Genomic DNA, 18221 nt, shown 5'->3' with positions numbered 1-18221 from the left:
TCCTGATTTCGCCGCAATCCCCGCCGCGGGTATTTGCCGGCCGTTGCGCTCTTTCAGCCTTCTCTCCCAAATTCCCGATACGCTTTGACCGTGGCCCGTTGCCGGCCATGGCCCATATATCGAACCGTATTGCAGCCTTACACCAAATTAACAAGCCAGGTATTCCAAAGGAATAATCCCATGCCGATTTATAACGGAAGCAATGAACCCGAAGAAATTTACGGCGGCAGCGGCGCCGATACGATCATGGGTTTGATGGGCGACGACAGTCTGTATGGGCAGGACGGCAACGATTCGATCGACGGCGGCGAGGGCAATGACCTGCTCGACGGTGGCAAGGGCAACGACACGCTGATCGGCGGCGCGGGGAACGACAGCTATGTGATCGACAGCGTCGGCGACGTGGTGACGGAGACTTCGACGCTGGCGACGGAAATTGACACGGCGGTGGTGAGGATCAGCGGCTACACGCTGGCGGCCAACGTCGAGAACCTGGTGCTGGACGGCGCGGCGCTGACCGGCAGCGGCAACGCGTTGAACAATGTGCTGACCGGCACGGCCGGCAACAACATCTTCAACGGCGGCGCGGGCGACGACACGCTGATCGGCGGCCTGGGCAACGACATCCTCGACGGCGGTGCCGGCAACGACACGGCCAGCTATGCCGACAGCACGGCGGCGGTGACGGTGAGCTTGGCCGTCACCACGGCGCAGGACACCGGCGCGGCCGGCATCGACACGCTGAGCAATATCGAGAACCTGATCGGCGGCAGCGGCAACGACAGCCTGAGCGGCAATGCGCAGGCCAACCGGCTGGACGGCGGCAAGGGCAGCGACACGCTGACCGGCGGCGCGGGCAACGATACCTATGTGGTGGACAACGTCGGCGACGTGGTAGTCGAGAGCTCGACGCTGGCGAGCGAGATCGACACCGTGGTGGCCCGCATCAGCGGTTATACGCTGGGCGCCAACGTCGAGAACCTGGTGCTGGACGGTGCGGCGCTGACCGGCAGCGGCAACGCGCTGAACAACGTGCTGACCGGCACAGCCGGCAACAACATCTTCAATGCCGCAGCGGGCGACGACACGCTGATCGGCGGGCTGGGCAACGACATCCTCGACGGCGGTGCCGGCAGCGACACGGCGAGCTACGCCGACAGCACGGCGGCACTCACCGTCAATCTGGCCGTCACCACGGCACAGGACACCGGTGCGGCCGGCAGCGACACGCTGACCAATATCGAGAACCTGATCGGCGGCAGCGGCAACGACAGCCTGACGGGTAACGCGCTGGCCAACCGGCTCGATGGCGGCAAGGGCAGCGACACGCTGACCGGCGGCGCGGGCAACGACACCTACGTGGTGGATGCGGCCGGCGACATGGTGGTCGAGACCTCGATGCTGGCGAGCGAGATCGACACGGTGGTGGCGAAGATCAGTGGCTATACGCTGGCCGCCAACGTCGAGAACCTGGTGCTGGACGGCGGGCTGACCGGCAGCGGCAACGCGCTGAACAACCTGCTGACCGGCAATGCGGGCAACAACATCTTCAACGCTGCAGCGGGCGACGACACGCTGATCGGCGGGCTGGGCAACGACATCCTCGACGGCGGTGCCGGCAGCGATACGGCGAGCTACGCCGACAGCACGGCCGCGGTGACGGTAAGCCTGGCCATCACGACGGCGCAGGACACCGGTGCGGCCGGCAGCGACACACTGAGCAATATCGAGAACCTGCTGGGCGGCAGCGGCAACGACAGCCTGAGCGGCAATGCGCAGGCCAACCGGCTCGACGGCGGCAAGGGCAGCGACACGCTGACCGGCGGCGCGGGCAACGATACCTATGTGGTGGATGCGGCTGGCGACGTGGTGATCGAGACCTCGGCGCTGGCGAGCGAAATCGACACGGTGGTGGCCAGGATCAGCGGCTACACGCTGGCGGCCAACGTCGAGAACCTGGTGCTGGACGGCGGGCTGACCGGCAGCGGCAACGCGCTGAACAACCTGCTGACCGGCAATGCCGGCAACAACATCTTCAACGCGGCCGCAGGCGACGACACGCTGCTCGGCGGCCTGGGGAACGACATCCTCGACGGCGGCGCGGGCAGCGACACGGCGAGCTATGCCGACGCCACCGCGGCGGTGACGGTGAGCCTGGCGGTGACGACGGCGCAGAACACCGGTGCGGCCGGCAGCGACACGCTGAGCAATATCGAGAACCTGGTCGGTGGCAGCGGCAACGACAGCCTGACGGGCAACGCACTGGCCAACCGGCTGGACGGCGGCAGCGGCAACGACACGCTGATCGGTGGCGGGGGCAACGACAGCTATGTGATCGACAGCGCGGGCGACGTGGTGAACGAGACCTCGACGCTTGCGACCGAAGTCGACACCGTGATCGCCCGGATCGGCGGCTACACGCTGGGCGCCAACGTCGAGAACCTGACCTTGGACGGCGCGGCGCTGACCGGCAGCGGCAATGCGCTGAACAACCTGCTGACCGGCAACGTCGGCAACAACATCTTCAATGCCGGCGCGGGCGACGACACGCTGCTCGGCGGCCTGGGCAACGACATCCTCGACGGCGGCGCCGGCAACGATACGGCGAGCTACGCCGACAACACGACGGCAGTGACGGCGAGCCTGGCCATCACGACGGCGCAGGACACCGGTGGGGCCGGCATTGACACGCTGACCAGCATCGAGAACCTGGTCGGCGGCGGCGGCAACGACAGGCTGACGGGCAACGCGCTGGCCAATCGGCTCGACGGCGGCATGGGCAGCGACACGCTGAGTGGCGGTGCCGGCAACGATACCTACCTAGTGGATGCCGCCGGCGACGTGGTGGTGGAGACGTCCGCGCTGGCCACAGAGATCGACACCGTGATCGCCCGGATCAGCGGTTATACGCTGAGCAGCAACGTCGAGAACCTGACGCTGGAGGTCGAGGCACTGGCCGGCAGCGGCAACGAGCTGGCCAACGTATTGCGCGGCAACGCGGGCAATAACGTCCTACTGGGCGGGCTCGGCGACGACACCTTGTTCGGCGGGCTCGGCGATGACGTGCTCGACGGTAACGGCAGCGGCCAGCCGACGACCGATCCCGGCCAGGGTGGTCGGGATACTGCCGACTATTCCGGCCTCGGCGGCGCGCTGACGATCGATCTGCGGATTTCTGCGGTTCAGAACACCGGGGCCGGGGCCGACCAGCTGATCGGTATCGAGAATATCGTCGGTGGTGCGGGCAATGACAGCTTGATCGGCAATGCGGCCGACAATTCGCTGGCCGGGGGCGAGGGCAACGATACGCTGGTAGGTGGCGGCGGCTCTGACCTGCTGGCGGGTGGCAACGGCATCGACCTGGCGAGCTACCGGATCGAGACGAGTGCCGTCCAGGCCGATCTCGCCAACCTGGGCTATCAATACATCGGCGTGAACGCCGGTTGGGATCAACTGTCCGGCATCGAGAACCTCGAAGGCTCGCAAAGCGGCAACGACATGTTGCGCGGCAACGCAGCGGCAAACTGGCTGGGCGGCCTGGGCGGCAACGACACGCTTGATGGTGGCGCCGGTCTCGACACCCTGGCCGGCGGAATCGGCAACGACACCTATCTGGTCGATCGTGTCGACGACGTGATCGAGGAGGTGTCGACCGCGGCTGACGAAATCGACACCGTCCTCTCGACCGTGAGCTGGATGCTGGCCTCGACGCTGGAGAACCTGACGCTGGTCGGCATCGGTGTGATCGACGGCACCGGCAACGACCGCAATAACGTCCTGGTCGGCAACGCCGAGAACAATCGGCTGCAGGGCGGCAACGGCGACGACCGACTGCAGGGAGGGGGGGGCGCCGACACGTTGGACGGCGGCAGTGGCATCGATACGGCGAGCTATCTCGACACCGGTGCCGGCGTCGTCGTCAACCTCGCGATCCTGGGGCCGCAGGATACCGGCGTGGCTGGTGCCGACCTGCTGATCGGTATCGAGAACCTGGTAGGGAGCGCAGTCGGCGCCGATGTGCTGACTGGCAATGCCCAAGCCAACCTGATCGACGGGGCGGGCGGGAACGATACGCTCGACGGCGGCACGGGCGCCGATACGCTGGTCGGAGGCCTCGGCAACGATACCTACCAGGTGGATCAGCTCGATACGATCGTGGAGACCACGGCATCGGCGACCGAGATCGACACCGTCGTCGCCGCCGTATCGTGGACCCTGGGCGATCGGCTCGAAAGCCTGATCCTGAACGGCACGGCTGCCGTAGGGACCGGCAATGCGCTGAACAACGCCATTGTCGGCAACGGCGCGGCCAATCGGCTGGCCGGCGGCGGCGGCCTGGATACGCTTGACGGCGGAGCCGGCGACGACACGCTCGAGGGCGATGAGGGTGACGACGTGTTGTCCGGAGGATTCGGGAATGACTTGCTATCGGGCGACGGCGGGGAGGACACCGCTTTGTTTGCAGGCCCTAAATCCGGGTACCGGCTGAGTGTCGACGCGAACGATCGGCTGGTGGTGGAAGATATCGACCCGTTGAATGGCAATACAGGTCTGGACGTGCTGACTGGCATCGAAAAGCTGGTATTCGGCGACTACACGATGACGGTCGGCGTACAAAAGAGCGGTGATAACCGGATCAGCACCGTATCGAAGGTGCCGGCCCTGGATTTTCCAAACGCGCTCAAGACGTCGATGACCGTTCTGGCCAATGGAGATCGGGTGGTGACTTGGCAGGAGATGCGCAAGGTCGACCCGGACACTTATGGCTACGACGAATTGAAATCCTATCAGCAACGATATGGCAAAGATGGGCGCGAATTAGGCGAGCGCATTGTTCTGGGGATCGATACGGTGAACATGTCGGTGCCTATGGTCATCGCCTTGCCTGATGGGGGCTGGTTGACGACGGCCCGGGCAGGTGGATACGCATACCAGCAAAGATTCAATTCCAATGGGCAGGCTTCGATGCCCTGGCTGAGCGTGGGTACCGATCCCCAGCAGGGGCAGTCCGAGCATTCCGTTGCTCTGCTGTCGGATGGCGGCTGGGTGGTGACCTGGACGGCGGCCATTTCCATGATGTCACGTAATATTCGGCAACAGCGCTTCGATAAGGACGGGTCTCTTGTCGGGGCCGAGGTGATCGTCGGCGATATCAATCTCAAGGATTGGTCAGAAACCGATTCCCAGGTGACGGGGCTTGCGGATGGCGGGTGGCTGGTCGCGTGGAAATGCTCGGATGGAAGCAGTGGCGGCATCAAGCAGCGCCGCTATGGGCGTGACGGCCAGCCGATCGGGAATGCGCAATTTGCCCATGCCCGGATCGAAGGAGATCAGATGTCCCCGGCGATTGCCGCCCTGCCGGATGGCGGGTGGGTGCTCACCTGGGTCGAAAACGGTGCTACCAATGGCAAAACCGGTGTCTATATGCGCCGCTACAGCGCGCAAGGTATGCCTTTGGCCGAGGAGCAGAAGATTGGCCCAACGGATGGCCGTATTTCGGGTGATGAGTCTTCACCTGCCGTCACGGCATTGAAAGACGGCGGATGGATCGTTGCCTGGTCCATGCTCGGTTCTGCCGGAAAATGGGAAATGCATACCCGGCGCTACAGCGGGTCGGGACAGCTGGTAGGTGAGGCATCGTTGTCCGATATCGGCACGGTCTCCTTCTTGCTCAATCCGAGTCTCGCTGCCACCGCTGATGGTGGTTGGATCATCAGTTGGGGGCAGATGGAAGGGGAGTCGGACGGCCTGGGCAAGGACGGTATCTACCAGCGGCGTTTCAACAGCTCAGGCGTGGCGGTAGCAAACACGACATATCGATTGAAGGATCAGGCCGGCAACGAAACTGTCTATGGTGCCGGCGGAGACGAGGTCATTGCCGTCGGGATGGGCAACGATTCCATCGACGGTGGTGGCGGCAGCGATACCGTCGATTATTCCGCCGGCGCATCGAAGGGCGTGTCGGTCGATCTGTCGATCGTGACCGCACAGGACACCAAGGGCGCCGGCATCGATACCCTGATCGATATCGAGAATCTCGTCGGTTCGCTCGTCGGGCACAACAACTTGGCCGGCAATGCCAGGAACAATCAGCTGCGTGCGGGCAGCGGCAACGACACGCTTGCCGGCGGGCTTGGTAACGACCTGCTGCAGGGGGGCGCCGGCAATGACGTCTACCGCTTCGGCGGCGGCATCGACACCATCGTCGAGAACGACGCCACGGCCGGCAATACCGACATGGTCGAGTTCGGCGGCACGATCATGCGCGACCAGCTCACCTTCAAGCGATCGGTGGATAGCCTCGAGATCGGCATCGCCGGCACGGCCGACAAGCTGGTCTTGGCCGACTGGTATCTCGGTACCGCGCGCCACGTCGAGCAATTCCGCTTCAGCAACGGCGAAGTCCTGCTCGACAGCCAGATCCAGGCGCTGGTCAGCGCCATGGCCGGCTTTGCATCGACGCCGGGAACGCTGGCAGGACAGGTGCCGGAACAGCCGTCGCCGTTGGTCGCGATCATTGCGGCCGGCGGCTACTGAGCGGTGAGTGAACTAAGCTTCTTGGATGTATGAGCGGATCCCGGGCCAGTTCTTCTGGCCCGCATCCGGTGTTGTTTCCGATTCGATTGGAGTGCGCCATGGATGACCTGACTTCGCCCTTTCCCATCACCGCCGAGCCGGGCGAGTCACCTTTGCGCGGCAGTGACGGACCCGACCTGTTGCTGGGTAGCGCCGACGCCGACGTCATCGATGGCCGAAGCGGGAACGACCTGCTGCTGGGCCTGGCCGGCGACGACACGCTGATCGGCGGCCTGGGCAACGACACGATGAATGGCGGCGACGGAGTCGATACCGTGAGCTATGCCGGTACCGCCCAGGTGATCGTTGATCTGGCGACCGGTCAAGCATCGGGTGGTGCGGGTTACGACACCCTGATCAGCATCGAGAACGTGATCGGTGGCGTACAGCACGACACGCTGACCGGCAATGCCCAAGCTAACCGGCTCGATGGCGGCGACGGCAACGACACCATGACTGGCGGCGGTGGTGATGACGTATACGTCGTGAATCAGGTGGGCGACGTCGTGGTGGAGAGCAGCGCCAGCGGCGGGGTCGATACGATAATCGTCTCGGTTAGTGGCTACACCTTGGCGGCCAATGTGGAGAACATGGTCGTCAAGTTCGGCACCGGCTATGGCAATGACCTTGCCAACGTGATCACGGCGGATCCAAGTAACAGCATGGGCTCCAGCCTCAATGGCGGCGCAGGCGACGACACGCTGATCGGCGGCTATACCAACGATGTACTGGAAGGCAGCAGCGGCATCGATACCGTGAGCTATGCCGGCATGACCAGCGCGGTGCAGATCAGCCTGGCCGTAGTCACCCAGCAGTTCAATCAGGGCGCGAGCTACGACACCCTGCTGCACATCGAGAACCTGATCGGCGGCAGCGGCAACGACACGCTGACCGGCAGCACGCTGGCCAACGTGATCGAGGGCGGACTGGGCAACGATGTCATCGACGGTGCCGCCGGGTCGACACCGCGAGCTACGCGGGCAGCAACGCTGCGGTGAACGTCAGCCTGGCGCTGACCACCGCGCAGAACACCGGTGGCGCCGGCACCGATACCCTGAGCAATATCGAGAATCTGCAAGGTGGCAGCGGCAACGACACCCTGACCGGCAACGCGGCCGACAACGCGCTGGCCGGTGGCGGCGGCGACGATGTGCTGGTCGGCGGCTCGGCAACGACACGCTCGACGGCGGCGACGGCATCGACACGGCGAGCTATTCCGGCAGCGCCGCGGTGACGGTGAGCCTGGCGGTGACGATCGCGCAGAATACCGGCGGCGCCGGCACCGATACGCTGAGCAACATCGAGAACCTGCTCGGCGGCAGCGGCAACGACGCGCTGACCGGCAACGCGCAGGCCAACCGGCTCGACGGCGGCGCCGGCAGCGATACGCTGGCCGGCGGCGCCGGCAACGACGTCTACGTGGTGGACAACGCCGGCGACTCGGTGGTGGAGGGCAGCGGTGCCGGCGAAGCCGACACCGTGATCGCGCGGGTCAGCGGCCATACGCTGGCGGCCAACGTCGAGAACCTGGTGCTGGACGGCGTGCAGGTCGGCAACGGCAACGCCCTGGCCAATCTGCTGACCGGCGACGGCGGCAACAACTCGCTCAACGGCGGCGACGCCGACGACACACTGATCGGCGGCCTGGGCAACGACGTGCTCGACGGCGGCAACGGCAGCGGCGACACCGTCAGCTATGCCGGCAGCACCGCCGGCATCACCGCCAACCTGGCGGTCACCGGTACGCAGAACACCGGCGGAGCCGGCGTCGACAAGCTGCTCAACGTCGAGCACCTGATCGGCGGCTCGGGCAACGATGCGCTGGCCGGCAATGCACTCGACAACCGGCTGGAGGGCGGCCTGGGCAACGATACGCTGCTCGGCGGTGCCGGCTCGGATACCGCCAGCTATGCGTCGAGCACTGCGGCGGTGACCGTGACGCTGGCGATTTCGTCGGCCCAGGCCACCGGCGGGGCGGGCATCGACCGGCTGATCGATATCGAGAATCTGCTCGGCGGCAGCGGCAACGACGTGCTGACCGGCAACGGCGGCAACAACGCGCTGACCGGCGGGCTCGGCGACGACACGCTGACCGGCGGCCTGGGCGACGACCGGCTCGATGGCGGCGACGGGCAGGACACCGCCAACTATGCGGACCAGACTGCCGCGCTGACCATCAACCTGTCCGTCTCGACCATGCAGAACACCGGTGCCGGCCTCGACACGCTGATCGGCATCGAGAACCTGATCGGCGGTTCCGGCAACGACGCCTTCACCGGTAACTCGGCGGCCAATCGGCTGGCCGGCGGCCAGGGCGCCGACACTCTGACCGGCGGTACGGGCAACGACACCTACTTCGTCGACAACGCCGGCGACGTGGTGGTGGAAACCTCGACCGACGCGGGCGAGATCGACACCGTGAACGCCCATGTCGACGGCTATACCTTGAGCGCCAACGTCGAGAACCTGCTGCTGCAGGGGCCGGCGCTGGCGGGCACGGGCAACGCGCTGGCCAACCTGCTGGTAGGCACCGCCGGCAACAACACCCTGAACGGCGGCGGCGGTGACGACACGCTGATCGGGGGCCTGGGCAACGACGTCCTGGCCGGCGGGGCCGGCACCGGCGACACCGCCAGCTACGCCGACAGCGTGGCCGCGGTGACGGTGAGCCTGGCGGTCACGACGGCGCAGAACACCGGTGGGGCCGGCACCGATACGCTGACCGACATCGAGAACCTGATCGGCGGCTTCAACCACGACGCGCTGACCGGCAACGCACTGGCCAACAGGCTCGAGGGCGGCACGGGCAGCGATACGCTGACCGGCGGAGCCGGCATCGATACCCTGATCGGCGGCTTCGGCGACGACGTCTACGGAGTCGACAATGCAAGCGACGTGATGAGCGAAGAAGCCGACGCCGGCATCGACACCGTGGCAGTGCAGTTCAGCGGCTACACGCTCGGCGCCAACCTGGAGAACCTGCGGCTGGAGGGCGCGGCGCTGACCGGCAGCGGCAACGCGCTGGCCAACCGGCTGATCGGCAACGCCGGCAACAACATCTTCAACGGCGGCAACGGCGACGACACGCTGCTGGGCGGCATGGGCAACGACATCCTCGACGGCGGCAGCGGCTGGGGCGACACGGCGAGCTACGAAGACGCCACCGCGGCCGTGATGGTGAGCCTGGCGGTGACTAGCGCGCAGAACACCGGCGGGGCCGGCAGCGACACGCTGGCGAACATCGAGAACCTGATCGGCGGCAGCGGCAACGACGCGCTGACCGGCAATGCGTTGGACAACCGCCTGGCCGGCGGCGCCGGCCAGGACACGCTGACCGGCGGCGGCGGCAACGATACTTATGTCGTGGACAACGCTGGCGACGTGATCGTGGAAGCGGCCATCGACGCCGACATCGACACGGTGATTTCTTCGGTCGACTACACCTTGGCCGCCAACGTGGAGAACCTGTACCTGACCGGCTCGGCACGGGTCGGGGTCGGCAATGCGCGGTCCAACATGATCCGCGGCTCGGACGGGAACGACACCTTGTCCGGCGGCAGCGGCGGGGCCGATACCCTGGTCGGCGGCCTGGGCGACGACAGCCTGTCGGGTGGCAGCCTGCTGATCGGCGGGGTGGGCAACGACACCCTGAGCCTCGGGGACTCATGATTGGCGGTGCCGGCGATGACGTCTATGTCATCACTCCCAGCACCTCCGGCATCTACCTCAGCAATTACAAAATCCAGGAAGGTGCGGGCTTGGAGGGCGGGATCGACACGCTCTACACCAACCTCAACTTCTACGGCGATGTTGTTTTGGCTGCGAATGTCGAGAATCTGTACCTGACCGGCACGGCCGAGCGGGGCCACGGCAACGACCTCGACAACCTGATCGTCGGCAACGCCAGCAACAACCTCCTGTCCGGCGGCAACGGCAACGACACCATCGTGGGCGGGCTCGGCAACGATACGCTCGATGGCTTGAACGGGAACAATACGGTCAGCTACGCCGACTGCATTTCGGCGGTGACGATCGATCTCAGAGTCACGGTCGCCCAAGAGACCGGTGCGAGCGGGAACGACATGCTGCGGAATTTCGCCAATGCGATCGGCGGCAGCGGCAACGACGAGCTGACTGGCGCCGAGTACGCCAACCGCCTCGATGGCGGCCTGGGCAGCGATACGCTGATCGGCCTGGCGGGCAACGATACCTATGTGATCGACAACGCCGGTGACGTGATCGTGGAGGAATCCGCCAGCGCCACCGAGATCGACACCGTCGTCGCACGCATCAGCGGCTACACGCTCGGCGTCAACCTGGAGAACCTGACGCTGGAAGGCCCAGCCAAGACCGGCAGCGGCAACGCGCTGTCGAATCTGCTGACCGGCAACGCGGCCAACAACATTTTCAATGGCGGCCTCGGCGACGATACGCTGCTCGGCGGGCTGGGCGACGACATCCTCGATGGCGGCAGCGGCATGGGTGACACCGCCAGCTACGCCGACAGCCTGGCGGCGGTGACGGTCAGCTTGGCGCTGACCGGCGCCCAGAACACGCTGGGTGCCGGCAGCGATACGCTGGTCAATATCGAAGGCCTGATCGGCGGCAGCGGCAACGACTTGCTGATCGGCAACAGCGGCGCCAACCGGCTGACCGGCGGCGCGGGCAACGATACGCTGGCCGGCGGTGCCGGCAACGATACCCTGGTCGGCGGCACCGGCAACGATGTCTACCGCTTCAGCGGCGGCGTCGACACGATCATCGAGGCCGACAACACCGCGGGCAATATCGACGTGGTGGAATTCGCCAGCGGGGTGACCAAGGAGCAATTGAGCGTCCAGCACGTCGGCAGCAACCTCGAGATCGGCATCACCGGCACCGGTGACAAGCTGATCCTGCAGAACTTCTATGGCGGCCTGCCTTATCACGCCGAACAGTTCCGCTTCAGCAACGGCGACGTGCTGACCGACAGCCAGTTGCTGCAGATGGTCCAGGCCATGGCCAGCTTCGCGCCGAGTCCAACGGGTCTGCTGATCTCGTCCGACGATTCCCAGGGGCGTACGCCGATTCCCTGGCTGGCGGTGAATCCACGCTGATGCCCCGGTAGAATATAATCTTTGGTGTATGGCGCGGTTCGCCGTCGAGGCGGGCCGCGTTACTTTTTTATACCTTCATAGACATCCGATTTCGTGACGAACGCCCGTACTCCTTCTTCCCTCGACCGCCCTGAAACCACGCCACCGCTCGACAGCGGCCTGCTCGGCCTGGTCCTGCTGGCCCGCTTCCACGCCATCGCCGCCGAACCGGCCCAACTGGCCCATGAATTCAGCGGCGGCCAGCCGTTCGACGAAACCCGCATCCTGCTCGCTGCCCGCAAGCTCGGCCTCAAGGCCCGCGCGGTCGATGCTCGGCTCGACCGGCTTGAGACCCTGCCCCTGCCGGCGCTGGTCGAGGACCGGCGCGGCGGCTACTTCATCCTGGCCCAGCTCGGTCCCGACCAGGTGCTGATCCAGGACCCGCGCGTCGGCCGGCCCGAGATGCTCGACCGTGCCGCTTTCGCCGAACGCTGCAGCGGCCGGGTGCTGCTGTTCGCTTCGCGCGCTTCACTGGCCGGCCAGCTTGCCCGTTTCGACTTCAGCTGGTTCATCCCGGCCGTGGTCAAGTACCGCAAGCTGCTGGGCGAGGTGCTGTTCGTCTCCTTCATGCTGCAACTCTTGGCCCTGCTCACGCCATTGTTTTTCCAGGTGGTGATGGACAAGGTGCTGGTCCATCGCGGCTTTTCCACGCTCGACGTGATCGCGGTCGGCCTGCTGGTCGTCTCGGTGTTCGAGGTGGTGCTCACCGGCCTGCGCACCTGGCTGTTCTCCCATACCACCAACCGCATCGACGTCGAGCTCGGCGCGCGGCTGTTCCGCCACCTGCTCAACCTGCCGTTGGCCTATTTCGAGGCCCGCCGCGTCGGCGATTCGGTGGCGCGCGTGCGCGAACTCGAGAACATCCGCCAGTTCCTCACCGGCAATGCGATCACGCTGGTGATGGACCTGGTGTTCTCGGTGGTCTTCCTGGCCGTGATGCTCTACTACAGCGGCTGGCTCACCCTGATCGTGCTGGTCAGCCTGCCGCTCTACGGCCTGCTGTCCTTCTTCGTCAATCCGATCCTGCGCGCGCGGCTCGACCAGAAGTTCGCCCGCGGCGCCGAGAACCAGGCCTTCCTGGTCGAGGCGGTCAACGGCGTCGAGACCATCAAGGCGATGGCGGTCGAGCCGCGCGTGATCGAACGCTGGGACCGCCAGCTCGCCGCCTACGTGGCGGCCAGCTTCCGCGTCGGCCAGCTCGGCAACGTGGCGAGCCAGGTGGTGTCGCTGATCGGCAAGCTGGTCACCGTCGGCACGCTGTGGCTCGGCGCGCGGCTGGTGATCGACGGCGAGCTCACGGTCGGCCAGCTGATCGCCTTCAACATGCTGGCCGGCCGGGTGGCCGGCCCGATCATGCGGCTGGCCCAGTTGTGGCAGGACTTCCAGCAGGTCGGCATCTCGATGGAACGGCTCGGCGACATCCTCAACACCCGCACCGAGGTCGCCCAGGCCAGCCGCGCCGCGCTGCCGGCCATCGAAGGCGCCATCGAGTTCGACCAGGTGGTGTTCCGCTACCGTCCCGACGGTCCCGAGATCCTGCGCGGCGTCTCGCTGCAGGTGCGGCCCGGCGAGATCCTCGGCATCGTCGGCCGTTCCGGTTCGGGCAAGAGCACGCTGACCAAGCTGTTGCAGCGGCTCTACGTGCCCGAGCGCGGCCGCGTGCTGGTCGACGGCGTCGACCTGGCGCTGGCCGATCCGGTCTGGCTGCGCCGCCAGGTCGGCGTGGTGCTGCAGGAGAACCTGCTGTTCAACCGTTCGATCCGCGACAACATCGCGCTGGTCGACCCGGGCCTGCCGATGGAGGCGGTGATCGAGGCGGCCAAGCTGGCCGGCGCGCACGAGTTCATCGTGGAGCTGCCCGAAGGCTACGACACCATGATCGGCGAGCACGGCACCGGTCTGTCGGGCGGGCAGCGCCAGCGCGTGGCGATCGCCCGCGCGCTGGCCACCCGCCCGCGCATCCTGATCCTCGACGAAGCCACCAGTGCGCTCGACTACGAGTCCGAACGCGTGATCCGCGACAATATGCGCGCCATCTGCCGCGGCCGGACCGTGATCGTGATCGCCCACCGGCTGTCCACCGTGCGCATGGCCGACCGCATCGTCGCCATCGATCGCGGCCAGATCGTCGAGGAAGGCAGCCACGCGGAGCTGGTCGGTAAGCCGGGTGGTTACTACGCCCATCTCCACAGCCTGCAACAAGGGTAAGCGCCATGATCTTCCAAGCAAGCAAGGCGCTATTGCAGCGCTACTTCGCGGTCTGGCGCGCCGCCTGGGCCATCCGCCACCAGCTCGACGCCAAGCCGCGGCTGGATTACGAAGCGCAGTTCCTGCCGGCCGCGCTCGAGCTGCAGGAAACCCCGCCCTCGCCGATCCCGCGGCTGACGCTGTGGGCGCTGATCGCGCTGCTGCTGATCGCGTTCCTGTGGAGCATCCTCGGTCGCATCGATGTGGTGGCGGTCGCGCACGGCAAGATCATCCCCGACGACCGCACCAAGCTGATCCAGTCGCCCGAGCTGGCCGTGGTGCACCGGATCCACGTGCGCGACGGCCAGGTGGTCAAGGCCGGCGACGTCCTGGTCGAGCTCGACGCCACCAGCGCCGGCGCCGATCGCGACCGCGTGCGCAGCGAGCTGGCCACCGCCGAGCTGGCGGCGGCACGCGCGCAGGCCATGGTGGTGGCGCTCGAGCAGGGCCGGCCGCCGCGCATCGTGCTGGCGAACGCGGGCGAGGGGCTGGCCGACGAGCAGCGGCTGTTGAGCAGCGAATACCTCGAACTGCAGGCCAGGCTGGCCACGCTCGACGAGGAAACCGCGCGCCGCCGCGCCGAGCTCGAGACCGCCGACCAGATGGTCGCCAAGCTGAGCGAGACGCTGCCGATCGTGCGCCAGCGTGCCGAGGACTATCGCGGCCTGTCGGAGAAGAATTTCGTGGCCAAACATGCGCTGCTCGAGAAGGAGCAGGCGCTGCTGGAGACCCAGCGCGACCTGGCCGGCCAGCAGAGCCGCCAGCGCGAGCTGGGCCACGCCATCGCGCAGAACCAGCGCCAGCGCGCCAGCCTGCTGGCCGAGTCCAGGCGCAACGCGCTCGACCAGTTCAACCAGGCGCGCGACAAGGCCAGTTCGCTGCGGCAGGAGCTGGTCAAGGCCGAGCAGCGCAGGCATCTGCTGACGCTGACCGCGCCGGTCGACGGCGTGGTGCAGCAACTGGCGGTGCACACCGTGGGCGGCGTGCTCAAGGAGGCCGATCCGATCCTGCAGGTGGTGCCGCGCAACGACCGGCTGGTGGTCGAGGCCATGATCGAGAACAAGGACATCGGCTTCGTGAATCCCGACCAGCCGGCCGAGATCAAGGTCGAGACCTTCAACTTCACGCGCTACGGCACGCTGCCGGGCAAGGTGCTGACGGTGTCGACCGATGCGGTGCAGGACGAGAAGCAGGGCCTGGTCTACCCGGCGCGGGTGGAGCTGGCGCGCGCCGACGTGCTGGTCGAGAACAAGCGCGTGAAGCTGGGTGCCGGCATGGCGGTGACGGCCGAGATCAAGATCGGCCGGCGGCGGGTGATCGAGTACTTCCTCAGCCCCTTGACCGAGCATCTGCACGACAGCCTGCGCGAGCGCTGAGGCCGGCGGCGCGTGTGCTCCGGCAGGCGCCGGCCGAGGCCGGCTCGCTGTCCTGTCCCGCGCCCGATCCGCAGCATCGACGGATGAGGCCGGCTCATCGATTCCTGCCGGGCCGACCGTACCCAGGCGGCCGTTTCGTACACCGGCCGCACCAGACCAGGGCCATACCTTGCAAATCCTGTTCCTCCACCAGAATTTCCCCGGCCAGTTCCGCCATCTCGTCGCGGCGCTGGCCGCGCAAGGCCGCCACCGCCTCGTCGCGCTCGGCCAGCCGCAGGCGCCGGGGCTGCCCGGCGTCGAGTTCGTCCGCTACCGGCCCAAGCGCGATCCGGCCAAGTCGACCCATCGCTACCTGCACGGCATGGAACGCGCGGTGCTGGCCGGCCAGGCGGTGATCGAGACCCTGCTGTCGCTCAAGCGCCAGGGCTTCGTGCCGGACGTGATCGTCGCCCACCCGGGTTGGGGCGAGGCGCTCTACGTCAAGGACGTCTACCCGGCTGCGCGGCTGATCCATTTCTGCGAGTACTACTACCACGCCGAGGGCGCCGATGCCGGCTTCGACCCGGCCTTCCCGCTCACGCTGGACGACCGCGCCCGCATTCGCACGCGCAATGCGCTGCATCTGCTCAACCTCGAGCAATGCGACGTGGCGGTGGCGCCGACGGCCTGGCAGAAGTCGCTGCACCCGCCGATCTACCACGACAAGATCCGCGTGATCCACGAAGGCATCGACACCGTGCTGGCCGCGCCGAACCCGGACGTGCGCTTCACGCTGCCGGACGGCCGGGTGCTGACGCGGCAGGACAAGGTGGTCACCTACGTCGCGCGCAATCTCGAACCCTACCGCGGCTTTCCGCAGTTCATCCGTGCCTTGGCGCAGCTGCAGGCCGAGCGCGGCGACGTGCATGCGCTGATCGTGGGCGGCGACGAGGTCAGCTACGGCAGCAAGCCGAAAGATGCGGCCAACTGGCGCGAGAAGATGCTGGCCGAGGTGCAGCTCGACCCGGCGCGCTGCCACTTCGTCGGCAAGCTGCCTTATCTGGACTACCTCAAGGTACTGCAGGTCTCCAGCGCGCACGTCTACCTGACCTATCCCTTCGTGCTGTCGTGGTCGCTGCTCGAAGCGATGGCGGCCGGCTGTTGCGTGATCGGCTCGGATACCGCGCCGGTGCAGGAGGTGATCCGCGATGGGGAGGAGGGCTGGTTGGTGGATTTCTTCGATCAGGACGGCCTGCTGGCGCGGATCGGGCAGGCGCTCGAGCAGGATACGGCTGCGTTGCGGCGGGCGGCGCGGGAGCGTTGCTTGGCTTACGGCATCGAGCGGGGGAATGCGGCTTGGTTGGAGTTGATCGGGGTCGGGTGAAGCTGTGTGGGCCATTGTTGCAGATGCGTGATGGCTGGATTGGTGGCGACCTGCTGCGTGCAACGCAAACCTGGTGTGGAAGCGGCTTTCGCCATGAATGGATCTAATGTGGGCACCATTCTGGCTCGGGTTTACACGCCTGGCACTTGCGCAGGACTATTTGTGCATATTATAAATACTTCTTGTAATGGCGGCCTCCGCCATGTGATGTGGTGGCTTGGGCGCAGTCCGTATACAGGGTTTGGTGACGTTGATACTCGAAATGCACGCCGACCGGCGGCAGGGTATCCGCGCGTCTGAAGAATATAAAATCACCGTTTCGTCTTGCATGCAAGGCGGAGCCTGGAGCGACGGTAGAGCAGCAGGCTGATGTGTTCTATCGCTTGGCTTGTATCGATAGCAGTATATGTGATGCATAAAGTTAACGATAACTTTTGAATTGACCTGTATTCGATGGAGATGAGGATGAAGAAAAACAGGAGTAGGGTTGAAATAAGAAAGTTCTCACTCATGAAATGCAAATCGAATCAATTTATCTATTGGGGATTCCTTCTCGTCCTTTCTATATGTGTCAATGCGCAAGAAGTGTCGGCGCCGACGTGCCCACACTGTGGTATGTGGGAAATCAGTCATAGTCAATCATTTGGTGCCGTTGGTGAACGTATTGTCATTGATAATGACAAGGTTGAAATTCCAACTTGCGGCGAGTTCAATTCGACGGTCGCAAATCAGGAAGTGTCCGTAGATATAAATGGTCGGCGACGACATCGTTCAGTATTGGTATTGCAGCCAATTCATATAGATCCTATTTGTCGGTCGGCGTTTGACACTATGTTGCGGTTGGAGGTCGAGGCTTATACTGACTATTCCGCAAGTGCGGGATATGGCGAATTCAAGGTTTACCTGTCGGAACAGGATAAGCCAGTGCTTTCTTTTTCTGCCTGGAATAAAGAGCGTTATGACCCATGCGATTCTGGGAGTGGCATGGGGGCGGCGGCCTGTATGGAAATCGAAAATGCACGCGAATACAAGATTCTTGCCCAAGAGGCTTATGGGGCATATGTATATTTGCCCGCTGGACAGCTGCCGAATTTGAGAATGCAGTTTAATCCGGCGAGTTTCGCGGCGGCAACACGATCATTTTGTGTTAGGCGTGAGGCTGGGAACGGAGCCGGAAGTTGGCCGTATGTGTGGGCGTTGAGTTGTCAGGCCGAATACTTTCGGAAGAAAATTGAAGAATTTCGTTCATGGGTGACTTGCCGATCAAAATCTAAAAATAATAAATGCCTATTTCCTACGAATAATTTCGACAAGGCTGCCAAACGAGATGAATGATACTTTCCCTCTTCGCTGACTGTATGGTTGGTGAAACTGTAGAATGCAACAGGTATTATGACAGTATGCTGGAGTATTTTGGATCGATACTGTTTGATCCATCAGATCGACTGCTTGTGATTGAGCTGAAATCAGACACGGATTGGTCGGTATAGAATGGCGTACTTGGGTCATGAGGCGAAGAGAAGA

9 protein-coding genes are annotated in these 18221 nt (G+C 64.9%); all 9 read left to right on the top strand.

Annotated elements, in window-relative coordinates; genetic code table 11:
• Positions 1–180 precede the first annotated feature (180 nt).
• The 9 genes from H9L41_RS17830 (at position 181) to H9L41_RS17795 (ending at position 18032) form a co-directional block, all read left to right on the top strand.
• On the top strand, positions 181–6537 hold the full coding sequence (locus tag H9L41_RS17830; protein WP_051318816.1) for a calcium-binding protein: 6357 nt from the start codon (positions 181–183) through the stop codon (positions 6535–6537).
• Positions 6538–6635: 98 nt separating this feature from the next.
• Positions 6636–7574 carry a calcium-binding protein gene (locus H9L41_RS17825; RefSeq protein WP_187523518.1) on the top strand — a complete coding sequence of 313 codons (939 nt, stop codon included), beginning with the start codon at positions 6636–6638 and terminating at the stop codon, positions 7572–7574.
• On the top strand, positions 7571–7810 hold the full coding sequence (locus H9L41_RS25105) for a hypothetical protein (RefSeq protein WP_265584084.1): 240 nt from the start codon (positions 7571–7573) through the stop codon (positions 7808–7810). The genes H9L41_RS17825 and H9L41_RS25105 overlap by 4 nt, the downstream gene beginning before the upstream one ends.
• A gap of 14 nt (positions 7811–7824) precedes the next feature.
• Complete coding sequence (locus H9L41_RS17820) at positions 7825–10245, top strand: beta strand repeat-containing protein (RefSeq protein WP_308419528.1); 2421 nt, start codon at positions 7825–7827, stop codon at positions 10243–10245.
• Positions 10246–10334: 89 nt separating this feature from the next.
• Positions 10335–11672, top strand: coding sequence for a calcium-binding protein (locus H9L41_RS17815; RefSeq protein ID WP_187523516.1), 1338 nt, complete (start codon positions 10335–10337; stop codon positions 11670–11672).
• Positions 11673–11831: 159 nt separating this feature from the next.
• The gene (locus H9L41_RS17810) at positions 11832–13919 is read left to right on the top strand and encodes a type I secretion system permease/ATPase (RefSeq protein WP_084299992.1); all 2088 of its coding nucleotides are present in this window, start codon (positions 11832–11834) and stop codon (positions 13917–13919) included.
• Positions 13920–13924: 5 nt separating this feature from the next.
• Complete coding sequence (locus H9L41_RS17805; RefSeq protein ID WP_028445291.1) at positions 13925–15334, top strand: HlyD family type I secretion periplasmic adaptor subunit; 1410 nt, start codon at positions 13925–13927, stop codon at positions 15332–15334.
• A 169-nt stretch (positions 15335–15503) separates the two neighbouring features.
• Entirely contained in the window at positions 15504–16697 is a 1194-nt protein-coding gene (locus H9L41_RS17800; RefSeq protein WP_034606351.1) for a glycosyltransferase family 4 protein, read from the top strand.
• Between the two features lie 465 nt (positions 16698–17162).
• The gene (locus H9L41_RS17795) at positions 17163–18032 is read left to right on the top strand and encodes a hypothetical protein (protein WP_157461894.1); all 870 of its coding nucleotides are present in this window, start codon (positions 17163–17165) and stop codon (positions 18030–18032) included.
• Positions 18033–18221 lie beyond the last annotated feature (189 nt).

It is taken from the genome of Chitinimonas koreensis (assembly GCF_014353015.1).
In the GTDB taxonomy this organism is placed as follows: Bacteria; Pseudomonadota; Gammaproteobacteria; order Burkholderiales; family Chitinimonadaceae; genus Chitinimonas; species Chitinimonas koreensis.
The sequence above is the reverse complement of the archived record's forward strand: the minus strand, read 5'-3'. Positions and strand labels throughout refer to the sequence as shown.

What these genes read in the sequence shown, in the direction of transcription:
- H9L41_RS17830 (WP_051318816.1), top strand. Translation starts at nt 181, where the DNA reads ATGCCGATTTATAACGGAAGCAATGAACCCGAAGAAATTTACGGCGGC.
- H9L41_RS17825 (WP_187523518.1), top strand. Translation starts at nt 6,636, where the DNA reads ATGGATGACCTGACTTCGCCCTTTCCCATCACCGCCGAGCCGGGCGAG.
- H9L41_RS17805 (WP_028445291.1), top strand. Translation starts at nt 13,925, where the DNA reads ATGATCTTCCAAGCAAGCAAGGCGCTATTGCAGCGCTACTTCGCGGTC.
- H9L41_RS17795 (WP_157461894.1), top strand. Translation starts at nt 17,163, where the DNA reads ATGAAGAAAAACAGGAGTAGGGTTGAAATAAGAAAGTTCTCACTCATG.